Annotated in this window: 20 protein-coding genes; 14 read left to right on the forward strand and 6 right to left on the reverse strand. The window is 61.9% G+C overall.

The window, feature by feature from the left end:
* Nucleotides 1-101: 101 nt before the first annotated feature.
* Nucleotides 102-659: a mycothiol transferase gene (locus tag EKH49_RS09900; RefSeq protein ID WP_128470717.1), complete on the reverse strand. Its 558-nt coding sequence runs from the start codon at nucleotides 657-659 to the stop codon at nucleotides 102-104.
* Nucleotides 660-737: 78 nt separating this feature from the next.
* Here EKH49_RS09900 and EKH49_RS09905 point away from each other — a divergent pair, with 78 nt between their 5' ends.
* From EKH49_RS09905 to EKH49_RS09915, 3 genes are read left to right on the forward strand one after another with little or no spacing between them, the layout of a single operon-like run.
* Complete coding sequence (locus EKH49_RS09905; RefSeq protein ID WP_128470718.1) at nucleotides 738-1,637, forward strand: 3-methyladenine DNA glycosylase; 900 nt, start codon at nucleotides 738-740, stop codon at nucleotides 1,635-1,637.
* Between the two features lie 32 nt (nucleotides 1,638-1,669).
* Complete coding sequence (locus tag EKH49_RS09910) at nucleotides 1,670-2,101, forward strand: hypothetical protein (RefSeq protein WP_128470719.1); 432 nt, start codon at nucleotides 1,670-1,672, stop codon at nucleotides 2,099-2,101.
* 47 nt (nucleotides 2,102-2,148) lie between these two features.
* The gene (locus EKH49_RS09915; protein ID WP_128470720.1) at nucleotides 2,149-3,726 is read left to right on the forward strand and encodes a cation:proton antiporter; all 1,578 of its coding nucleotides are present in this window, start codon (nucleotides 2,149-2,151) and stop codon (nucleotides 3,724-3,726) included.
* Here EKH49_RS09915 and rlmC read toward each other — a convergent pair.
* Nucleotides 3,723-4,853: a 23S rRNA (uracil(747)-C(5))-methyltransferase RlmC gene (gene rlmC, locus EKH49_RS09920; protein ID WP_128470721.1), complete on the reverse strand. Its 1,131-nt coding sequence runs from the start codon at nucleotides 4,851-4,853 to the stop codon at nucleotides 3,723-3,725. The genes EKH49_RS09915 and rlmC overlap by 4 nt on opposite strands.
* 179 nt (nucleotides 4,854-5,032) lie before the next feature.
* Here rlmC and EKH49_RS09925 point away from each other — a divergent pair, with 179 nt between their 5' ends.
* Nucleotides 5,033-6,022, forward strand: a complete 990-nt coding sequence (locus tag EKH49_RS09925) for an ankyrin repeat domain-containing protein (RefSeq protein WP_128470722.1) — start codon at nucleotides 5,033-5,035, stop codon at nucleotides 6,020-6,022.
* Nucleotides 6,023-6,040: 18 nt separating this feature from the next.
* Here the strand turns inward: EKH49_RS09925 and EKH49_RS09930 are convergent, their stop codons facing one another.
* Entirely contained in the window at nucleotides 6,041-6,451 is a 411-nt protein-coding gene (locus tag EKH49_RS09930; protein WP_236641114.1) for a YchJ family protein, read from the reverse strand.
* A gap of 220 nt (nucleotides 6,452-6,671) precedes the next feature.
* On the opposite strand from EKH49_RS09930, the gene purS reads away from it, so the two are divergent.
* Genes purS through purL form a run of 3 tightly spaced genes read left to right on the forward strand, consistent with a single transcriptional unit; the run spans nucleotide 6,672 to nucleotide 9,987 of the window.
* Nucleotides 6,672-6,923 carry a phosphoribosylformylglycinamidine synthase subunit PurS gene (gene purS / locus EKH49_RS09935; RefSeq protein ID WP_038991933.1) on the forward strand — a complete coding sequence of 84 codons (252 nt, stop codon included), beginning with the start codon at nucleotides 6,672-6,674 and terminating at the stop codon, nucleotides 6,921-6,923.
* Nucleotides 6,923-7,675, forward strand: coding sequence for a phosphoribosylformylglycinamidine synthase subunit PurQ (purQ, locus tag EKH49_RS09940; protein WP_038991934.1), 753 nt, complete (start codon nucleotides 6,923-6,925; stop codon nucleotides 7,673-7,675). Before purS ends, purQ begins: the two co-directional genes overlap by 1 nt.
* A complete protein-coding gene (purL, locus tag EKH49_RS09945; protein ID WP_128470724.1) occupies nucleotides 7,672-9,987 on the forward strand; it encodes a phosphoribosylformylglycinamidine synthase subunit PurL in 2,316 nt (771 codons plus the stop codon). Before purQ ends, purL begins: the two co-directional genes overlap by 4 nt.
* Before the next feature lie 65 nt (nucleotides 9,988-10,052).
* Here the strand turns inward: purL and EKH49_RS09950 are convergent, their stop codons facing one another.
* Nucleotides 10,053-10,673, reverse strand: coding sequence for a GerMN domain-containing protein (locus tag EKH49_RS09950; RefSeq protein WP_236641115.1), 621 nt, complete (start codon nucleotides 10,671-10,673; stop codon nucleotides 10,053-10,055).
* 209 nt (nucleotides 10,674-10,882) lie between these two features.
* On the opposite strand from EKH49_RS09950, the gene EKH49_RS09955 reads away from it, so the two are divergent.
* A complete protein-coding gene (locus EKH49_RS09955; protein WP_128470725.1) occupies nucleotides 10,883-11,926 on the forward strand; it encodes an LLM class flavin-dependent oxidoreductase in 1,044 nt (347 codons plus the stop codon).
* 16 nt (nucleotides 11,927-11,942) lie between these two features.
* Entirely contained in the window at nucleotides 11,943-12,614 is a 672-nt protein-coding gene (locus tag EKH49_RS09960) for an NADPH-dependent F420 reductase (protein WP_128470726.1), read from the forward strand.
* Here EKH49_RS09960 and EKH49_RS09965 read toward each other — a convergent pair.
* Both EKH49_RS09965 and EKH49_RS09970 read right to left on the reverse strand, forming a co-directional pair.
* The gene (locus EKH49_RS09965; protein ID WP_236641117.1) at nucleotides 12,606-13,919 is read right to left on the reverse strand and encodes an FAD-dependent oxidoreductase; all 1,314 of its coding nucleotides are present in this window, start codon (nucleotides 13,917-13,919) and stop codon (nucleotides 12,606-12,608) included. The genes EKH49_RS09960 and EKH49_RS09965 overlap by 9 nt on opposite strands.
* A 269-nt stretch (nucleotides 13,920-14,188) precedes the next feature.
* On the reverse strand, nucleotides 14,189-14,536 hold the full coding sequence (locus tag EKH49_RS09970; RefSeq protein WP_128470727.1) for a zinc ribbon domain-containing protein YjdM: 348 nt from the start codon (nucleotides 14,534-14,536) through the stop codon (nucleotides 14,189-14,191).
* Nucleotides 14,537-14,742: 206 nt separating this feature from the next.
* On the opposite strand from EKH49_RS09970, the gene EKH49_RS09975 reads away from it, so the two are divergent.
* From EKH49_RS09975 to EKH49_RS09995, 5 genes are all read left to right on the forward strand, one after another.
* Nucleotides 14,743-15,936 (forward strand): siderophore-interacting protein, encoded by a 1,194-nt coding sequence (locus tag EKH49_RS09975; protein WP_128470728.1) that lies wholly within the window; start codon nucleotides 14,743-14,745, stop codon nucleotides 15,934-15,936.
* A 31-nt stretch (nucleotides 15,937-15,967) separates the two neighbouring features.
* Nucleotides 15,968-17,182, forward strand: coding sequence for a Fe2+-enterobactin ABC transporter substrate-binding protein (gene fepB / locus EKH49_RS09980; RefSeq protein ID WP_128470729.1), 1,215 nt, complete (start codon nucleotides 15,968-15,970; stop codon nucleotides 17,180-17,182).
* A 143-nt stretch (nucleotides 17,183-17,325) separates the two neighbouring features.
* Complete coding sequence (locus EKH49_RS09985; protein ID WP_128470730.1) at nucleotides 17,326-18,033, forward strand: HNH endonuclease family protein; 708 nt, start codon at nucleotides 17,326-17,328, stop codon at nucleotides 18,031-18,033.
* A 170-nt stretch (nucleotides 18,034-18,203) separates the two neighbouring features.
* Entirely contained in the window at nucleotides 18,204-18,416 is a 213-nt protein-coding gene (locus tag EKH49_RS09990; RefSeq protein ID WP_128470731.1) for a hypothetical protein, read from the forward strand.
* Between the two features lie 175 nt (nucleotides 18,417-18,591).
* Entirely contained in the window at nucleotides 18,592-20,622 is a 2,031-nt protein-coding gene (locus EKH49_RS09995) for a 5'-nucleotidase C-terminal domain-containing protein (protein ID WP_128470732.1), read from the forward strand.
* The last annotated feature ends 65 nt before the right edge of the window (nucleotides 20,623-20,687 follow it).

Consider the following 20,687-nt stretch of genomic DNA (forward strand, 5'->3'; position numbering starts at 1 on the left):
GGATTATGCGGGAAGGGACTGAGTCGGCACCGGCTCAAAGGCCCATCATGGTTCCAGGCCTCTGGAAACCGCCACTGCTCAAGGGAAGCTGTCTTCTGCCGCTAATCCCCGTACCACGCGGGCAGATAATCCCACGGAGCATCTTCGCCCACTCGCCCGTCAACTGCTTCCCGCAGGAGATCTGCATGCCCTGCATGCCGGCCGTACTCTTCGATCAGATCGCAGATGATTCTGCGTATCGACGCATGCTTGCCTTCGAATTCCAATCCCGAGTCCGCATCCAGCGTCCCTTCCTCGATGATCGACTGCTGGATTTTCCGGCTCTTGGCCACCGCATGGTCGTAGCGTTGGTAAAGGATCTCCGGATCGTCGTCCAGATCCACAACGAACTGCTCACGCCCGTCGGCTGTGAGCTCAAGGAGCACCTCGGGGCGTTGCCCGGCGATGAAGTAAGTGAATTTCTCGTCCTCGACCAAAGCAAGGTGCTGCAGCAATCCGCCCAGGCTCAGCTGGCTACTGGGCAGCTTCGTGGCCAGCTGGCGGATGTCCAGCCCGTCGGCCTTGTACCGGAAAGTGGTGCGCAGCCTGTCGAGCATCCCGAACAGATGCTGCTGCTCGGTACCGCCCATGGGCGGTTCCCAGACAGGAAAGTCTTGCATCGCGTCCCCCTTTTCCAGGAAGTGTGAGTTGGCGTACCAAACTGGTTTCATCGGCCCATGAATTGAATAATTAGAAGTATGCCTCTGACCTCCACCATTTTGGAACCCTCGCAGTGGATGCCTGATGCCGCCGAGCATGAAGCACGGGCGCGGGCCTTTGGCGAACCTTTCGTGGATCGGCGCATGAAAGGCAAGAAGCACCCTATCGAGGATTTCCTGTTCACCTACTACACGCAAAAGCCTGGCCAGCTCTACCGATGGCATCCCGGAATGGACGTGGTTCTCACCGGAGAGACCGCCCAAGAACGCCGCGACTGGAAGTTCTACCGCGTTGTCCAGGGCAGCCACGGCACGGGCTACCAATTTGATGCGCCGGCGTTCGGCAAGGCGCGCGCACGCGCCATCGAGTTCGCCCGAATCATCCTGGCCGGCACCTCTCAGCGTTCAGGCAATTTCTCCTGCTTCGGCCTCCACGAGTGGGCGATGGCCTACAAGTCGGAGGAAAACGGCATCCGCCATGAGTACCTTCCGCTGCGCCTGGGCGCACAGGGAACCGATGAAGTGGTGGAAACCCACAAGATCCGTTGCACCCACTTCGATGCCTTCCGCTTCTACGCACCCCAGGCCATCGAGCTCAACGAGCTGCAGCCAACCAGGGAAACCCAGCGCGATCTGGAACAGCCCGGTTGCTTGCACGCCAACATGGACCTGTACAAATGGGCCTACAAGCTCTCCCCGGCGGTACCCAGCGAACTGCTCATGGATTGCTTCGAGCTCGCTTGGGACATCCGCACCATGGACATGCAGGCCTCCCCTTATGATTTGGGCGATTGGGGCCACGAACCCATCCGGATTGAAACTCCCGAGGGCAAGGCCGAGTATGTGCGGTTGCAAAAGGAATTTGCGCAGCGCGCCGATGCGCTGCGCAAGCAATTGCTGGACGTCGCCAACAAACTGCCAATCTCCCCGGAAGACTAGAACTCTGGTTAGGGCCGGGGCATCATGGATGCATGGGCGCAGCACGCGGAAACCACCTGCTGCTGGCCGGCATCGCGGCCAGCGCCGTGGGCCTCTTGCTGGCTTCTTGCGCCGCCGGCAGCGGCCATGAAACTCGCACCCGACTGGAAATCACCATCCGCGATGACGGCACCGAAATCTCGCAGCAGTACACCTTGCAATGCTCTGGCGAGCAAGCCGCTGATTCCAGCACCCTTCCCGACGCGTCCAAGGCCTGCTTGCAGCTCGAGCTTGAACCCAGCATCATCACCGGGAAGCCCGGTCCGGACGAGATCTGCACCGAAATCTATGGCGGGCCGCAACGGGCCGAAGTCAGCGGAACGCTGCACGGCGATCCGGTCGATGCGAGTTTCTCGCGGCATAACGGCTGCGCCATCGAGCGTTGGGACACCGCGGCATTTCTTTTCGGTCCGGTGAAACGATAAGTCAATAATCACGATTAGGGACGTGGAGAAAGTAGAATAGCTAGACTATGGAGTTTTTCCTGCTGATCATCGCACTGCTATTCGCCACGATTCTGATTGTCGGCGTCGGGGAACGCATTAAATTGCCCTACCCGATCTTGATGCTGATTTTCGCGACGTTGGCGGGCTTCTTGCCGTTCATGCCCGAAATGCACATCGAGCCGGAACTGATCCTTCCGATCTTCTTGCCCCCTTTGCTTTTCGCTACGGCCCAGCGCAGCAGCTGGTCGGTGTTCCGCTTCCGATGGAAGGCCCTGATCAGGCTGGCCGTGGTGCTGATCGTGGTGACAGCAGGCATGGTGGCCGCCACCGCGCTGGCCTTCTCCCCGATCGTTTCCATTCCGCTGGCGCTGGCCTTGGGTGCCGTTGTCGCCCCGCCCGACCCGGTGGCGGTGGATGCCATTGCCACCAAGGTGAAGATGCCGCGGCGTCTGACCTCCCTGCTGGAAACCGAGGGCCTGTTCAACGACGCCATGGCCATCGTGATCTTCCAGCTGGCAGTGCAGGCAACCCTGAACGGCTCAGAGGTCGGGTTTGAGATCATTCCGCAGTTCCTGCTTGGCGCCGCAGGCGCAGTAGTCCTGGGCCTGGCCATGGGCTGGGCCATCGGCGCACTGAACCGCTTCGTTCCCAACCTGGCGGCACGTTGCGCAGCGACCTTGGTGGCACCCTATGCGGTCTACATGATTGCCGAGGAGCTGCATATTTCCGGCGTCATCGCGGTCGTGGTCACTGCTCTTGAAATGGTACGCCGCGACCGTCCCCAGGACTCCGCCGAGCGCCTGACCCGCCAGTCCTTCTGGGAAGTGCTCGAGCTGCTGGCCACCGGCTTGGCCTTCGGCTTGATGGGCATCGAGATGAACCAGGTGATCCAGGAGGAAGGCAGCAACCTGATCGGCTTCATCCCGGGCATTGCCGCGATCTGCTTCGTGGTCATCGCCGTGCGTGCGCTGTGGATGCTGGGGACCTACTACCTGCCCAACCGCACCAAGCCCGCGATTCCTGCACGCAAGGACGCGCTGGTGCTCACCTGGTGCGGCATGCGCGGCCTGGCAACACTGGCCCTGGCACTGGCGCTGCCCAAGGTCACGGCCGATGGCACTGCCATCGAGGGCCGCAACTTCGTGGTGGTGGCCGCCTGCTCGGTCTTGCTGTGCACGCTGGTACTGCCGGGCCTGACCTTGCCGGCGCTGATGCGCGTGCTGAAGCTGCGCAATAACGAGCAGGACACCAAGCGCGCCCGCCGCGCCCTGGCCCGCCGTGCCGAAGCCGTCGCCTTGTCGGCGCTGCGCAAGAATGTCGAGCTGGAAGAGCTGCCGGAGAACTACCAGCAGGCGGTGCGTCGGCGCATGAACTCGCTGCACACCATCCTGGCCAAGGACCCGGATCCGCATGATGCGATCTCGGACGAGAAGTACACGCAGATCCGTGCGGTGATCGCCAAGGCGGATTCGATCCAGGCCATCGCACTGGAAGCCGCCCGCGACGAGCTGCTCAAGGCCCGCCGCGAACCGAATATCGACCCGCACCTTGTTGATGAGATTGTCGGGCGCCTTGACCGGCGCACCGCAACCCTGGATCGCTAGGCGACCTTGCGTTCCAGCTTCACGATGACCTCGTAGTGGCTGGTCTGCGGGAACATGTCCATCACGCGGGCCAGCTGCGGGGTGTAGTTATCCAGCCGCTCCAGGTCCCTGGCCAGCGACTTCGCATTGCAGCTGGAGTAGATGACGTGCTGGACATCCGACTCGTTCAGCCATGCCGCCAGTTGCGCGGAAATGCCGCGGCGCGGCGGATTCACGATCACCGCGTCCGGTGCCCAGCCGGCATTCAGCGCGAATTCGGTAGCGTCCTGGGCCTTGAAGTGGACGTCTTCCAATTCCATGGCTTTCGCGCTGGTCTTGGCCGCTTCGACAGCTTCCGTGCTGGTCTCGATCCCGTACACGGTGCGGTCCTCCGCAGCGCAGTGCAGCGCGAAACCGCCCACCCCGCTGTACAAATCCCACACGCTTTCCGGGTTGGCATCGTTGATCCATTGGCGGGCCTGGCGGTACAACGCGGCGGCGATCTCGCTATTGGTCTGGAAGAAACCCTGGGGACGCAGGTGCATCGGGACACCATTCAACCCGAATTCCAAGGCGCTGCGGCGGGTCAGGATGATTTCCTCTTCGCCTTCCAGCACCGCCTTGTGCTCGGGCAGGAAGTTCACCGACACCACGCTGTGGCGCGGAAGCTGCTCGAGGAACTGCGGCAGCGAATCGCGCAGCGCGACAAAATGCTTCTTGGTGCGCAGCACCCAGCGGACCATCACCGACCCGGTGTCCGACAGGGTGAGAATCACATGCTTCAGTTCGCCCTTGCGCTTGGGAACATCGTAGGGAATGAGCTTCAAATCATGGATGAACTGCTCGATGACCGGGAACACTGCCCGCAGCGGTGCCGCGATGACGCCGCAGTTGCGCAGATCGACACCATGGCCGTCGGCATCCAGGATGCCGATGGTCGGTTGCTCGGTGGTCCCGGAAATGACCATCTTGGCCTTGTTGCGGAAGCCCTGCTCGTTGCTGGCTTGGGGCGGAAGGAATTCCAGGGACTGGAAGCCGGAGAGCAGCTGCTGGCAATCCTCGACTTTTGATTGCAGTTGCCGGGCGTAGGGCACCGTCATCAAGGTGCACGAGCGGCAACGGGAGGCAGAAAAGTAAAGGCATTCCATGGTGCTAATGATTTTAGCGAAGATCGGCAGGGGGCGGGCACAGAGCAATCTCGGCGCCGATTGACCGCAAATTTTCAGCTTCGGCCGCTAAGCTCGCAAGTGATCAAAAGTTACTGAGCAGAGTCCCTGGATGGTGCGAAAACCATTCCGGGATGGGTTGTTGAACCGCGAAAGGACAGATGGCACTTCATACCGGTCCCACCACGAACCGCCGTGGATTGGCATTGCTGGCGCTACCGCTGGCCGCGATCATGGGCGCATGCTCCAGCTGTTCCGCTTCCTCGCCCCAGGCCCAAGAAGTTGCTTCCAACCCGGCTCCCGCCCCTGCCTCCACCGCTTCAGCCCAGGCATCCATGCCTACCCCGGGCAAGGCCGCATCTGGCTCCAGCCTCCCGGCTCCGGCTTCCTCCCAAAGCGGCACCACCGCACCGACCACGACGCCGGACAATAAGGCTCAGCAGACCAGCAGCCCTGCCGCCCCGGAAAGCTCCGAGACAACTCTCTCGCCACTGGCTTCAGGCGCCAACACCGGCGCTTCCATCAAGGCCCTTCCCAGCGCATCGGCTGGCATGCCCAAGTCCACTACCCAGCTCTTCGCTGCGGTGAACGAGGGCAAGCTGAAGGACGTCAAGGCGGCATTGAAGAAGGGCGCCGACGTTGATGCGCAAGACCAGTCCGGCCGCACCGCGTTGATGCGTGCTGTCATCAACAAGAACCATGCCATTGCCAAGGAACTGTTCAAGGCCGGTTCGGATCCCAATAAGAAGGACGACTTCTACGAGACCCCGTTCCTGCGTGCCAGCGCCAACGGCCAAGTTGAAACGCTCAAGATGCTCATTGACGGCGGAGCGGACCTCGCCTCGGTCAATCGCATGGGCGGCACCGCGCTGGCAGTCGCAAGCGAGAATGGCCAGGTCCAGGCCGTACGCCACCTGCTGCGCACCGGCATCCCTGTCGACCAGGTCAATGACCTGGGCTGGACTGCCCTGCACGAAACCATTGTCCTGGGCCAAGGCACCAGCAACGCCATCACCATTGCGCGCTTGCTGATTACCCACGGGGCCAACCCGCACCTGGAGGACCATTCCGGTTCCGATGCGTTCAAGCTGGCCCGTGAACGCCAGCAGACCCAGATGCTGACGATGCTGCAGGCCGCGGCCAAGCGCTGAGCGGCTGAACCCCCAGCCCTAGAGCGCGTCGAGGTAGTACCAGGCTCCTTCCTGCTTCACGAAGGTGCTCACCTCATGCTGCTGCGATTCATGCCGTCCATCGCGGTAGTGCGCGGCGAATTCCACCACCCCGCGGGAGGCTGTTGCACCGCCGGCGCGGGTTGAAATGATCTCCAAACCCCTCCAGCGCAGCTGCGCATCCAATTCCAGCTCCTTGGGCCTGGTGCTCTCATGCCAGGTCGCCAGCAAATACCGTTGCAAGCCGAGCACGAAGGCGCTGTAGCGCGAGCGCATCAGCTGCTCTGCGGTCTCAGGCAGCACCGAACCGTCTTCCCTTCCGTCATGCAATGGTTTGCAGCAGTTTTCGTAGGACAGTTTCGCGGCGTCCAGAACACGGCAGGCGCAGACGGCTTGACTAGCATTTTTCACAGTTTCAGCATACGCGCCAAGCGCTGCCGGGAATCCCATGAGCCTAAGATCACATGACTTAAACCGCGTGATATCGGTGCTATCGCACACAGGCACGTTTTCCCTGTCACATTCACGGGTAGACTATGAGGGCAAGCTCGCGGAGCGCCAAATCCCCCTGGTGTGAGACGGCATCTCCGTGTGGCATTTAACTTAACCTCGCCAACAGGAGATATGCCGGATGCCCCGCATCGTTGTAGATGTCATGCTCAAGCCAGAAATCCTTGACCCACAGGGCAAGGCCATCGCGGGAGCGCTTCCCCGCCTAGGCTTCACCTCCTTCGAAGCTGTCCGCCAGGGCAAGCGCTTTGAACTGTCCGTAGATGGCGAGGTGACCGAAGAAATCCTCGCACAGGCTCGCGAGGCCGCAGAAACCCTGCTGTCCAACCCGGTGATCGAAGATGTCGTCAACGTCGAGGTAGTCGAAGACTAATGAGCGCCGAACTTCCCCTGATTGGCGATTATTCAACGCCAAGCACCGAAATTTCCGGAGCGCGCATCGGCGTGGTGACCTTCCCGGGCACCCTCGATGACCGGGACGCCGCGCGCGCAGTGCGCGCCGCCGGTGCCGAAGCAGTGTCCCTGTGGCACGCCGACACCGACCTGCAGGACGTCGACGCCGTGGTGATCCCCGGCGGCTTCTCCTACGGCGACTACCTGCGTGCAGGCGCAATCTCCCGCTTCGCACCGATGATGGCGAAGATCGCCGATGCCGCGAACTCCGATGCCAAGCTGCCCGTGCTGGGCATCTGCAACGGTTTCCAGATCCTCACCGAGTCGCACCTGCTGCCCGGTTCGATGATCAAGAACGATCACCTGAAGTTCATCTGCCGCGATCAGCTGCTGCGCGTGGAGAACAACCAGACCGCGTGGACCAACGGGTTCGAAGCCGGCCAGGAGATCACCATCGTGCTGAAGAACCAGGACGGCCAGTACGTCGCTGACGAGAAGGTGCTGGACGAGCTCGAAGCCGAGAACCGCATCGCGTTCTCCTACGTGGGCTGGAACCCGAACGGCTCGCGCCGCTCGATCGCCGGCGTGAGCAACAAGGCGGGCAACGTGGTCGGCCTGATGCCGCACCCGGAGCATGCCATCGAAGCCGGCTTCGGCCCGGATCACCGCGGCACCGACGGCCTGGCATTCTTCACCAGTGTTCTGACCCACCTTGTTGGAGGCAAAAAGTGAGCCAGGAAGCCACTAAGGAATTTAATATCGACACCGTCGATAACGCAGCGGGCACCCCGGACGTGGAACTGCCCTGGGCAGAGCTTGGCCTGAAGGAGAACGAGTTCGCCGAGATCGTCAAGATCCTCGGCCGCCGTCCGACCGCCGCTGAATTGGCCATGTACTCGGTCATGTGGTCCGAGCACTGCTCCTACAAGTCCACCAAGAACCATCTGCGCCAGTTCGGGCAGAAGGTCACCGAGGAGATGAAGAAGGACCTGATGGTCGGCATGGGCGAGAACGCCGGTGTCACCGACCTGGGCGACGGCTGGGCCGTGACCTTCAAGATCGAATCGCACAACTCCCCGTCCTACGTGGAGCCCTACCAGGGGGCCGCCACCGGCATCGGCGGCATCGTGCGCGACATCATCTCCATGGGCGCCCGCCCGATCGCCGTGATGGATCCGCTGCGCTTCGGCGCGATCGACCACGAGGATTCGCAGCGCGTGGTGCACGGCGTGGTTTCCGGCATCGGCGGCTACGGCAACTCGCTGGGCCTGCCGAACATCGGCGGCGAAACCGTGTTCGACCCGATCTACCAGGGCAACCCGCTGGTCAACGCGCTGGCTGTCGGCGCGCTGCGCCACGAGGACCTGCGCCTGGCCAACGCCTCGGGCGTGGGCAACAAGGTGGTGCTCTTCGGTGCGCGCACCGGCGGCGACGGCATCGGCGGCGCCTCGGTGCTGGCCTCGGAGTCCTTCGACGACACCAAGCCATCCAAGCGGCCGGCCGTGCAGGTCGGCGACCCGTTCGCCGAGAAGGTGCTCATCGAGTGCTGCCTGGAGCTGTTCAAGGCCTCGCTGGTCGAGGGCATCCAGGACCTGGGCGCCGCGGGCATCTCCTGCGCCACTTCCGAACTGGCTTCCAACGGCGAGGGCGGCATGCAGGTCGAGCTGACCAACGTGTTGCTGCGCGACTCCACCCTGACCCCGGGCGAAATCCTGATGTCGGAGTCCCAGGAACGCATGATGGCCGTGGTGACCCCAGAGAACGTCGAGGCATTCGAGGCGGTCATGGCCAAGTGGAACGTGGAGTACTCCTGGCTGGGCGAGGTGACCGACACCGACCGGCTGATCATCACCTGGGACGGCGAAGTCATCGTCGACGTGGATCCGAAGACCGTCGCCCACGACGGCCCGGTCTACGACCGCCCTTACGCCCGCCCCCAGTGGCAGGACGCGCTGCAGGCAGACACCTTCAAGTCCTCGGCAGCCGGCGCCAACCTGCCGGCCACCGGCGAGGAGCTGAAGGCCGCCACCCTGGAGCTGATCGCCAGCCCGAACCTGTGCGACAAGTCCTGGATCACCAGCCAGTACGACCGCTACGTCGGCGGCAACACCGCGCTGGCCGCCCCGGATGATGCCGGCGTAGTCCGCATCGACGAGTCCACCGGCCTGGGCGTGGCCATCGCCACCGATGCCAACGGCCGCTACACCTACCTGGATCCTTACGCCGGCGCGCAGCTGGCGCTGGCCGAGTCCTACCGCAACGTCGCCACCTCCGGCGCCGTGCCTGCGGCCGTCTCCGACTGCCTGAACTACGGCTCCCCCGAGGACCCGGATGTCATGTGGCAGCTGGCCGAGGGCATCCGCGGCCTGTCGGATGCCTGCATGGAGCTGGGTGTCCCGGTCACCGGCGGCAACGTCTCGCTGTACAACCAGACCGGCGACAAGGCCATCCACCCGACCCCGGTGGTTGCGACCCTGGGCAAGCTGGATGACGTCGCCCGCCGCACCCCATCGGGCTGGCGCGAAGAGGCCGATGGCCAGGCCATCTACCTGATCGGCACCACCGCTGATGAGCTGGACGGCTCGGAGTACGCGAACCTGCGCGGCCACCTCGGCGGCCTGCCGCCGAAGGTCGACCTGGCAGCGGAGAAGGAACTGGGCGAGATCCTGATCAACGCCAGCCGCGACGGCATGATCGACGCGGCGCACGACCTGTCCGAGGGCGGCCTGGTTGCGGCCCTGTCCGAAATGGTCCTGCGCTACGGCGTTGGCGCCCGCGTGGCCCTGGACGAGATCAAGCAGCGTGACGGACTTGATTCCTTCACCGCACTGTTCTCCGAGTCCCAGGCCCGCGCCCTGGTTGCGGTTCCACGCAGCGAAGAGGTCCGCTTCAACGACATGACCGTCGCCCGCGGCGTCACCGTGGCCCGCCTGGGCATTGTCGATGCGCAGTCCGGCGCCCTGGAAATCCAGGGCGAGTTCACCGTATCGGTGGACGAGCTGCGCGAAGCATCCGAAGGCACCATGAAGAAGTACTTCGGCTAGGCTCCAGCCAACCTGTCAACGGCGGCTCTCCTCATTGAGGAGGGCCGCCGTTTTGCCTAGGCTGCTTATTTGGCGCTGAGCACTTCTTCGAGCTCTTTTCCGCCAACAAGGATCCGTGCCTCGCCGGTACCGGCCGCCGTCATCGCGGTGTATTCGAGCTGCCCGATGATGCGCGGATCATCGCAGGTGCCGCCGGAGCTCACGGTTCCGCTCAATTCGACGGTCACCACATCACCATCCACTGCCGATGAAACGTAGTCGAGATCGGAGCCGGCCAACGCGTTGCGCAGCCCTGATTCTCCCAGCATTTCCTCGTCGTCGTCGAGAAGGGCGTCAATCGAGGCCTCAATTTGGTTGGTGAATTCCTCTGGCCGCGTTTCGGTCGCGACCAGCGAGTCGCCGCAGCCGATCTGCGGCCCCGACTTCCCTTCATCGCCCACGGCAACATAGAACAGCGTCAGGGCAGCGGTGGTTGGCTCTGCGGAACTTGCCGCAGGCTCCGTGCTCTGCGCCGGTGTAGAGCCGCCAGGGCTAGTTGGCGATGCCGAAGTTTCCGTACTCGCGCTGGTTGGCGGTGCAGGGCTTTCGGCCATCTCGCCGCCGGGGCCTTGGCTGCAGCCGGCAGCGAGCATGAGCACCGCAAGAACGAGCGCCAGTGGCGCTGGGGAGGTTCGTTGAGTTCGCATGGTGATTCCTCCTCGCCAGACTCGAACGAATGGTTTTCCTACCGTAGCCATGCGCGGTGAACCCAATCCAGCACGAATCCATTGCAGTTTGGCTCCTTTGCTGCCCCCAAGAGATCAGCTGGAGAGGGCCGGCCTAAAGTAGTTGACACGTCAATGATATTGAGTGATAATTGATGCATCAACCAAGTATTTGAAACGGGGAACACGCAATGACCGCCAGCGAGACTATCGAATTCGGCCTTGACACCTTCGGCGACGTGCCCAGCGACAAGACGGGCAAGCTGGCAACCCACGCGCAGGGTATCCGCGCCACCGTCCAGGAGGCCATTGCGGCCGACCAGGCAGGCGTCGACGTGGTCGCCGTCGGCGAGCACCACCGCCCGGAATACGCCATCTCCAGCCCCGAAACGGTACTGGCCGGCATTGCCACGGCGACCGAGAGGATCCGCCTCGGATCCGGCGTGACCGTGCTGTCCTCAGATGATCCGGTGCGCGTCTTCCAGCGCTTCGCTACCGTGGATGCGCTGTCCAACGGCCGCGCCGAGGTCATGCTGGGCCGCGGCTCGTTCACGGAGTCCTTCCCGCTGTTCGGCTACGACATGGCCGACTACGAACTGCTCTTCGACGAGAAGATCGACCTGTTCCACAAGCTGCTCGACGAGAAGCCGGTGACCTGGCAGGGCACCAAGCGTGCGGCGCTGGTGGACATGGATGTTTTCCCGAAGACCGAGTCAGGCCGCTTGAACACCTGGGTGGGCGTGGGCGGCTCCCCGCAGTCGGTCATCCGCACCGCGCACTACGGATTCCGCATGATGCTCGCGGTCATCGGCGGCTCCCCCGAGCGCTTCGCCCCCTACATCGACCTGTACCGCCGGGCCAACGACCAGTTCGGCCACGAATCCCTGCCCGTGGGCCTGCACTCCCCCGGCTTCGTGGCAGAAACCGACGAGCAGGCCCGCGAGCACATGTTCGACGCCTACAAGGAGCAGCGAGACCGCATCGGTTCCAGCCGCGGCTGGAGCCCGATGAGCCGCGGCGAATTCGAGCATGAGATCAGCGATGGCTCGTTGTATGTCGGCTCGCCGGAAACCGTGGCGCGCAAGATCGCCAAGACCATCAAGTCCCTGGATATCGGCCGTTTCGATTTGATCTACTCCGGCGGCGCGGTGGAAGCCGGCGCCCGCCTGCGTGCGGTGGAGCTCTACGGCGAGAAGGTCATCCCGCTGGTGCGCGACATGCTCGCCCAGAGCTAGGAACGGATTCGCGAACATGCCTGAAGGAGAGAAAATGGCTCAGCAGACCATCGGCATCCTCGGTGCCGGGAAGATCGGCACGGTCCTTGCCCGCCGCGCGGTGCAAGCCGGCTACAAGGTGCTCATCGCCGGCTCCGGCGACCCCGGCCCCATTGCCCTGACCATCGAGATCCTCACTCCCGGAGCGGTGGCCGTGGATCCGGAAACTGCCGCACGGGATGCCGATATCGCCATCTTGGCGCTGCCGCTGGGCAAGTACCGGAACCTTCCGGTTGCCGAGCTTCAGGGCAAGCTGGTGATCGATGCGATGAACTACTGGTGGGAAACCGACGGCATCCGCGAGGACCTGAACGATCCGGAGGTCTCCACCAGCACCCTGGTCCAGGACTTCCTGCCAGCCTCGCGGATCGTCAAGGCCTTCAACCACATGGGCTACCACGATCTGGAGGATGAGGCCCGTCCGTCCGGCGCCGAGCGCCGCAAGGCCATCGCGGTGGCCGGGGATCTGTCCGAAGACGTTGAGCAGGTGGCACGGATTGTTGACGAGTTCGGCTTCGACCCGCTGTCCATCGGTTCCCTGGACGAAGGCTTGCGCCTGCAGCCTGGCCAGCCTGCCTTCGGTGCGAACAAGCCGCTGGCCGAGCTCGCCGAGCTGATCAGCTCCGCACAAATCCAGGCCTCAGCCTAGCTGCCCGAGCACCTCGTTCAGCGCTTCGGTGGACGAGGGGTGGGTGAAGATCTGGTCGCGCAGTTCGGCAGCGCCCATGCGCTGCCGCATGGCCAGTGCCACCAGGTTGATGACCTCCTGGGAGTCCACGTGCATCAACGCCGCGCGAAAGATCTCATCGCTGCGCGCATCGACGACGAACTTGATGGTTCCCCGCGGATCACCCACGATCTTGGGGCGCGGCATTGCCGCAATCTCCGCAACCTTCTTCACTGCGATCCTGGTGTCCAGCCCTTGCTGCGCCGCCTGCTTTTCGCTCAAACCGACGCGTGCCAGTGGCGGGGTGGTGAAGATGGTGTACGGAACGGCCACCCGGTCCTTGGTGCTGCGCGATCCGTCGCCCAGCAGCCGGTTGGCCAGCACCCGATGGTCATCAAGCGAGATATAGGTGAACTGCGGACCGCCATTGGCATCACCCACGGCATAGATGCCCGGAGCGCTGGTGGCCAGGAACTCGTCCACCACGATTTCCCCGCGGGACCCCGTGCGAACCCCGGCGGCTTCCAAGCCCAGGGCGGCAGTATTCGGCACGCGCCCCAGCGCGATCAGCACCGCATCGGACTGCAACCGATGCACCTCGTCCTCGCGTTCATAGCTGACGGTAGCACCGTGCTCGTCCTGGCTGATTGAGCGCACCGAGGCCGAGCTGATGATCTCGGCTCCCGCATCTTCCAAGCACCCCTGGACCTCGGCGGCCACATCCGCATCTTCCTTGGACAGTGCACGGCTTCCGCGATCCAGCACCGTGACCCTTGATCCGAACTGGGCAAACATCGACGCGAACTCGATGCCGACATATCCGCCGCCCACCACGGCCAGGGTCTTGGGCAACGGGGCGTGCTGGATGGTGGTGGAGTCATGCACCCGCCCGCCAATCTGCGCGCCGTCGATTTCCGGGACCGCCGGGAGGGCACCGGTGTTGATGATGATCGTTTCTGCGCTCAGTTCCAGCTCTTCTGAACCGGCATTGACCTTGATGCGCTTCGGCCCGGTGAATGCCGCCGTGCCGTTGACCACCAGCACCGAGTCCAGGTCGTCGAGCATGGCGAAGTTCTTGGCGCGCATCTTGGCGGTGAGCTTGTCCCGGCGATCGACTGCCGCATCGAAAACCTTCTGGTCATATCCGCTGCCATCCCGGTTTTCGGCATCATGGATCAGCGCCTTGGTGGGTACGCAACCGATATTGATGCAGGTGCCGCCATACATCTGGGATGACTGCTCGATGATTGCCACCCGCTGGCCGGCCCGGGCCAGGGTTCCTGCCAAGGTCTTGCCGCCCTAGCCCCACCCGATGATTATCGCGTCGAGCTTTTCGTCCTCGCTTGCTGAATCCATGACGATCCCTCGCTGCTGAAACCTTCTTTCCAGCACGTGTCTTGTTCCCGCGGCCTGCTTCCGTCAACACTTCACGGATCTTCCCCAGCGGCAGACAGAAGCGATGGGCCTGCCACTTGCGGGAACTGCGATGAGCGTCTTAGTTCGGGATGCTTTCCCTCGGAGGATTTTGGCAACTTATGGGACTCCGGATAGGAAAACTAGATCTTCTTGACGATGGAAGACTTCAACTCCATCTGCCCAAAGCCATCGACCTTGGCGGCGATGTCATGATCGCCAGAACCCTGGACCAATCGGATGCCGCGGACCTTGGTTCCGGCCTTCAACGCACTTTGCGAGCCCTTGACCTTCATGGTCTTGGTGATGCTGACGGTATCACCGTCCTGCAGCACATTGCCGACCGCATCCTTGATCACCGCTTCGGCGGTTTCGGTGTGTTCGGTCTCAGCATTCCATTCATGCGCGCACTCTGGGCAGACCAACAGGGCATCCATGGCGTAGGTGTATTCGCTGGAGCATTCAGGGCACGGTGGCAAGGTATCAGACATGGGGCTAATTTTAGTGACCGGATCTGCTCATTGTCGAATGAATCGAATATCGAATAATCCGCGGAATTCCGCGGTAGAAATGGCCAAGGCACCAGGCCCAGAGCGCTTGGCGTTTGCAAATTACAATGACTTGTTTTCCATGCCCGATATCCCCCATACTCAGGCATACGGGCGGGTGCTCACACCGGCCGGGTTAGGGGCACACCATGTCTAAGCATCACAAGTACAAGAGCTACGGTCCGCAATACACGGTGACACCCAGGGAAGGGCTCACCTTGGAAGTCCTCGCTCAGGCAGAAAAGGCCGGAGCGAAGGCCGGATACGCGGTGGCCAAGGAGCAGTTGTACCGGAATATCGGCGACAACTCGATGCTCAACGAGCAGCAAACCGACGAACTGCTGGCAGCTGCCGAACGTGCCGGCGCCGCTGCGGCGCTTGCCGCTGCACGAAAGGTCCTGGACAAGACACTGCGCACCTCTTTCAAGCACTACCACCACGCACCGGCGCAGGCCTCGCCCGTCCCACTTGCGCCGCCACCCGCAGTCCCTACGGAAACGCGCAGCTACGCGGAAACCTATGAAGAGCCCATCGCAAGGCACACCCCTGCCCTGGGATATCAAGAACCGCCAAGGAAAAAGGTTGATCAGCACATTCTGACGGTCACCCGGGTAGAGCGGCTGAATGACCAGATGGTGCGCATCATCGCCGGAGCCCCGGATCTGGATGGCTACCGTTCCAACGGAGCAATCGACGAATATGTCAAAGTCTTTGTCGCTGATCCTGCCCTTGGACTCGAGCCTCCCTATGACATGCGTGCCTTGCGCCAACGCCTGCCCCGCGAAAAAGTTCCACGTTCCAAGTCGTACACGATCCGATGGATCGACGCGCTTGTCCCGGAAATTGCCATCGACTTCGTAGTTCATGGCGAGCCGGGCACCGTTGGCCATTGGGCCGGAACGGTGCAGCCCGGGGCTCCTCTGGTCATTTCGCCACCGCGCAGCAAGTCCTCGCTGTCACTGAACGCCGACTATTATTTGCTGGCAGCAGATGAAGCGGGCATCCCGGCGATCTGCAAGGCTCTGGAAGCATTGCCCGCCGACGCGCACGGCATAGCGCTGCTCGAAGTTGCGGATCGGGACGCAATGTTTGACGTGAAACATCCTCCTGGAGTTGATTTACGCTGGTTGCCGCGCGATGGCATTTCGGCGGGACGCAGCACATTGCTGGCCGATGAGCTCCGTTCCCTGCCGCTGCCTCATCTTCGGATTGGGTTAATCGCTCATGCAGAGCGTTCCGCGGTCAAGGAGATCAGCCAAGTCGCCCGGCACTGGCACCTCGACAAGCGTTCCACCCATATCTCCTCATATTGGACCCTCCGTGAAGAGAGGTTGCGCCGCTAAAGACCAGGCAGCATGAGCGTCGGCATCGGCAATGGCTCTTCCGCGGCCCCGATGCGCAAGAAGCAGCGGTTTACGCAGTCAACGTGATCCATTTGTTCTTGCGCCAAGGGCGTGCCTGCGGCTGGGGAACATAAAATGGGTTCGGAAAGAGATTTCGAGTAATACATTGCCGTCATATGCCACCTGGCCAGTTTCTGGCCATCGGCCCAGGAGAACTTTAGTGCGCCCCAGCTTGTCACGAATCGCAGTTGCCTTGTCCATCAGCGCATTAGCCTTCTCCCTTGGCTCGTGCGCGACGACACCTGCCGAGCCAGCGCGGGATACGGGCACAGCGGCATTTGACGTCGGGCACTGGCCTCGCACGTTCACGGATTCAATGCAGAACGCCGTAAGGATCCCGGCAAAACCTGAACGCATCGTCTCGACCTCGGTAGGGCTAACGGGCTCTCTGCTGGCCCTGGACGCGCCGGTCATTGCCAGCGCGACGGCACCGGAAGGACCAGATGCTGATCGCGACGGCTTCTTCAAGCACTGGGCTGATGTTGCCTCGGCCCGCAAAGTCGATCCGCTCTATGAAGTTGGAAAGTTCGATCTGGAAGAAATCACCGAACAGAAGCCTGACCTCATCGTTGTGGCGGCGACAGGCGCAGACTCCGAATTAGGCAAGATTGGTGCGCTGCGAAAGATTGCACCAACCATTGTCTTAGACTATGCGGATAAGGATTGGAACGAACTTTCAAAACTGCTGGCGGAAGCCACCGGCACAGAAGACAAGGCACAGCAGAACACCGCAGCCGTTGCCGAACGGATCTCAACACTGAGAGCGAAGCTGGCAATCCCTTCCGGAACCACCGCTTCGCTCATTTCCTATGCAGCCCGCGGGACATCTCCGATCGCCAAGGCCGCCGGGCCGTACGCGCAGCTGCTGAGCGGACTCGGCTTCACCGTGGTTTCAACGCCAAAGCAGCTCGACACTTCCACGCAGCCAAGGGAGGATTTCAGTTTCGTCAGCTACCAAGACCTGCCAGCGGCGCTCACTGGCGATGCCACCTTCCTGCTGGCGGCAAACAAGAAAACCACCATGGAATTTACCGCCGATGAATCATTAGCCCAGCTGCCTTCGGTGCAAAGCGGCAGCGTCTTCCCGCTCAGCGCCCCGCACCTGCTGGACTACTACGCGGCCCAGGAAATCCTGGACTATTTCGAGCAAGATTTCCCAGGTCTGAGTTCTTCCGAGCTTGAATAGCATCAGTCTCTTATGCCTGTGCATTCAAAGTCACGCCACCACACGAAGCAGGCACTGCTGAATAGTCAGCCCCACTGCCTATAGTTCAAGCCAGAGGCATTTTCCTGCTCAAGCACCGGCCATTTTAGGAGTAGTACTACCGCATGCGTTTGCTGCGTCGCACCTTTGCGTTTTTCGCCCTCGTATCCACTCTTGCACTCAGTTCGTGCTCTGCGCTGGAAAGCGTAGAGCTCCCTCCCCTTCCTGATGCGCAAGGCGCACCTGTCCCAAGCACCGCAGAGCAACGCGAGATCTATGCGGAATCCCTTGAACTGCTCGCCGAAATTGCTGTGAAGGGCCGCGCGCCGAAAACCGGCTACGACAGAGCAAAGTTCGGCAAGGGGTGGAAAGATCCGGACCGCAATGGATGCGACGCGCGCAACGACATCCTGTCGCGTGATTTGGTAGACGTGACCTATAAGTCGGCCGCTCGACCTTGCGTTGTCCTGAGCGGACGGTTCGATGATCCCTATACAGGCAAGACCATTGAATTCAAGCGCGGCCAAGGCACCAGCACTGCGGTGCAAATCGACCATGTGGTCGCGCTGTCCGATTCTTGGCAAAAGGGAGCGCAGGGCTGGGATGCCGACACGCGACTGGAATTTGCCAACGATCCGTTGAACCTGCTGGCTTCCGATGGGCCGACCAATGCCGCTAAGGGCGATAAGGACGCCGCATCTTGGCTGCCGCCGAACAAGAGTTTCCGCTGCGACTACGTCTCGCGGCAGACCCAGGTAAAAGCCAAATACGGCGTTTGGATGACCAAGGCAGAGCACGCCACGATCGGGAAACTGCTGAAATCCTGCATCTAGCAGCCAAGCAGCTTTGCCTGCATCAATAGCCGGACACAGGATATCCCAAGGTAATATCCGCCTTAAGGCCTATCGTAAAGTCGATGGATTTGTGGCAGGATGGATGTTATTCAACACGATGGCGATTATGTTCTGCGATCGTTTGGCCTAATCCTCCACTGCAAAGGCGCATGATGAAGACACGAATTCCCGGGGTCCTCCTGCTGGTTACCAGCGGATTCATCTTCTCTTTTGCTCTGAACACCGCGCAGCGCGATGCGGCTACTGCCTGCTGGGTCGTCTCCACCCTCATGTTCATTGGAGCAGCGATGCTGCTGCTGAAAGCGATTGTTGGCTCCTCCACCGTTACCGCGGGAGACCCACCGCGAAAGCGTCGGCAATAACTGCAAACATCCATTTCCAGAAGCAACCTCTCGGCCTATGGCTGGGAGGTTGCTTCTGTTGAATAACCGCCAGCAGTTGTACTTCTGCACCTAAATTTAACGCTAAAGCATCGACAGGTTCATTCAGATGCGATAGACATATGTCTTGTCACACTCGTCACTTTTAGGAGTACCCATGTCTGCATTCAGGCAGATAAGCAAACTCGGTCTCGCCTCGCTGGCGACGATTTCGCTGGCGGCCGGCGGTGCCGCAGCAGCCCAGGCTACATCCACGCAGGGCCCCTCGTCGTCTACAGCCGCGGGTGCCGAAGCAGTCACCGTGGACCTAGTCGGCATCAACGACTTCCACGGGCGCATTTCCGCAGACAGAAGCTCCGCCGGTGCCGCGGTGCTCGCCGGCGCCGTTGATGAACTGCGCGCAGAAAACGAGAACACCCTGTTCGTCTCTGCCGGCGATAACATTGGCGCTTCGACCTTCGCTTCCGCGTCCCAGGATGATGAACCAACCATCGCGGCGCTCGGAGCCGGCGGCCTGGATGTCTCGGCAGTAGGCAACCACGAGTTCGACAAGGGCTTTGCTGATCTGGCTGGACGCGTCATCGACAGCTATGCCGATTCCACCGGTGAAAACGGTGCAGACTTCGCGCTGGGCGCCAACGTCTACGAAAAGGGCACCAAGACTCCTGCCCTGCAAGAATTTGCGATCCGCGAAGTCTCCGGGGTTTCCGTAGGCTTCATCGGCACGGTTACCGAGGAAATGCCCTCGCTGGTTTCCCCAGCTGGCATTGCCGACCTGGATTTCGGCAGTGAACTGGAAGCAGCGAACCGGGTAGCAGCCCAGCTCTCCGATGGAGATGCAGCAAACGGCGAAGCTGATGTCGTGGTGCTGCTGACCCACAACGGTTCCGCTGGCGACCAGTGCGCAGATATTGCCACCGAAAACAGCACCTATGGCACGCTCATCCGTGAAGCCAGCGATGAGATTGACGCGATCTTCTCGGGCCACACCCACCAGTCCTACGACTGCGACATCGCGGACCGCCCAGTGATCCAGTCCCATCAGTACGGCACCACCTTGGGCAAGGTTTCCCTGCAGGTGGATCCCGAATCCGGCGAGGTCACCGAAGCCTCCACCGAACGAATCGCCTTGGCCGCTGAGGGCGCCGACGGCGAATGGGCCGGCAACTTCGAGGCCAACGCCCAGGTTGCAGAGATCGTCAGCGACGCTGAAGTCGAAGCTGAAGTGGTCGGCAGCGTGAAGATCGGCGCTATTTCCGAAGACATCCTGCGCGGCGGCGAAGAACCAGGCTCAGACCGTGGAGTTGAATCCACGCTGGGCAACACCGTAGCCGACATCCACCTGTGGGCCACCTCGAACGACGACTTTGCCGGCGAACCAGCGGAGATCGCTTTCATGAACCCGGGCGGCCTGCGTGCCGACCTGCTCTACGGTGAAGACGGCACCGTGTCCTACAAGGACGCGGCCGAGGTCCAGCCATTCGCCAACACCCTGATCACCTTCAACCTCACCGGAGCGCAGATCCGCGAGGCCCTGGAGCAGCAGTGGCAGCCGGCTGGCTCGGAGCGCTCCAAGCTGCATCTGGGCATTTCCGAGGGACTGTCCTACACCTACGTTGAGGAAGCCGCCCAGGGCGAGCACATCAAGGACATCACCTTCAAGGGCGAGCCGCTGGACGAGGAAGCAACCTTCCGGGTTGCGGCCAACGCCTTCCTGGCGACCGGTGGCGATAACTTCATCGCCTTCGCAGACGGCACCGATCACGCCGACTCCGGCCAGATCGATTTGGACGCCACCGTTAACTACTTCAAGGCGCACGACGTCGTCGAGCCGGCTCCCCTGGGCCGCGCGGTCCTGCTCGAAGAGGAAGAGCCAACTCAGTCGCCGGTTCCTTCGGATGACCCGACCGAGGATCCAACCGAGCCAACCGCTTCGCCGGAACCATCTGAAGATGCGACCGACGAGCCCACCGGAGAGCCAACCAGTTCGCCAGAGCCAACTGGGGATGCAAGCGAATCCCCAGATGCTTCTGACGAGCCAAAGAACGAATCCCCGGATCAGAACACCGATGATCTGGCCGACACCGGCTTCAACGCCAGCTGGATCGGCATCATCGCCGGTGTCGTTGTCCTGGCCGGCATCGCCTTGATTCTGGTACGCCGCTTCGGCAACAAGGCCGGCCGCTAAGATCCATAGGCAAAGGCAAAGGGAAGAACCGCTGCGGTTCTTCCCTTTGCCTTTATCCCGGTAAA

The organism is Glutamicibacter sp. HZAU, assembly GCF_004100365.1.
Classification (GTDB): Bacteria; Actinomycetota; Actinomycetes; order Actinomycetales; family Micrococcaceae; genus Glutamicibacter; species Glutamicibacter nicotianae.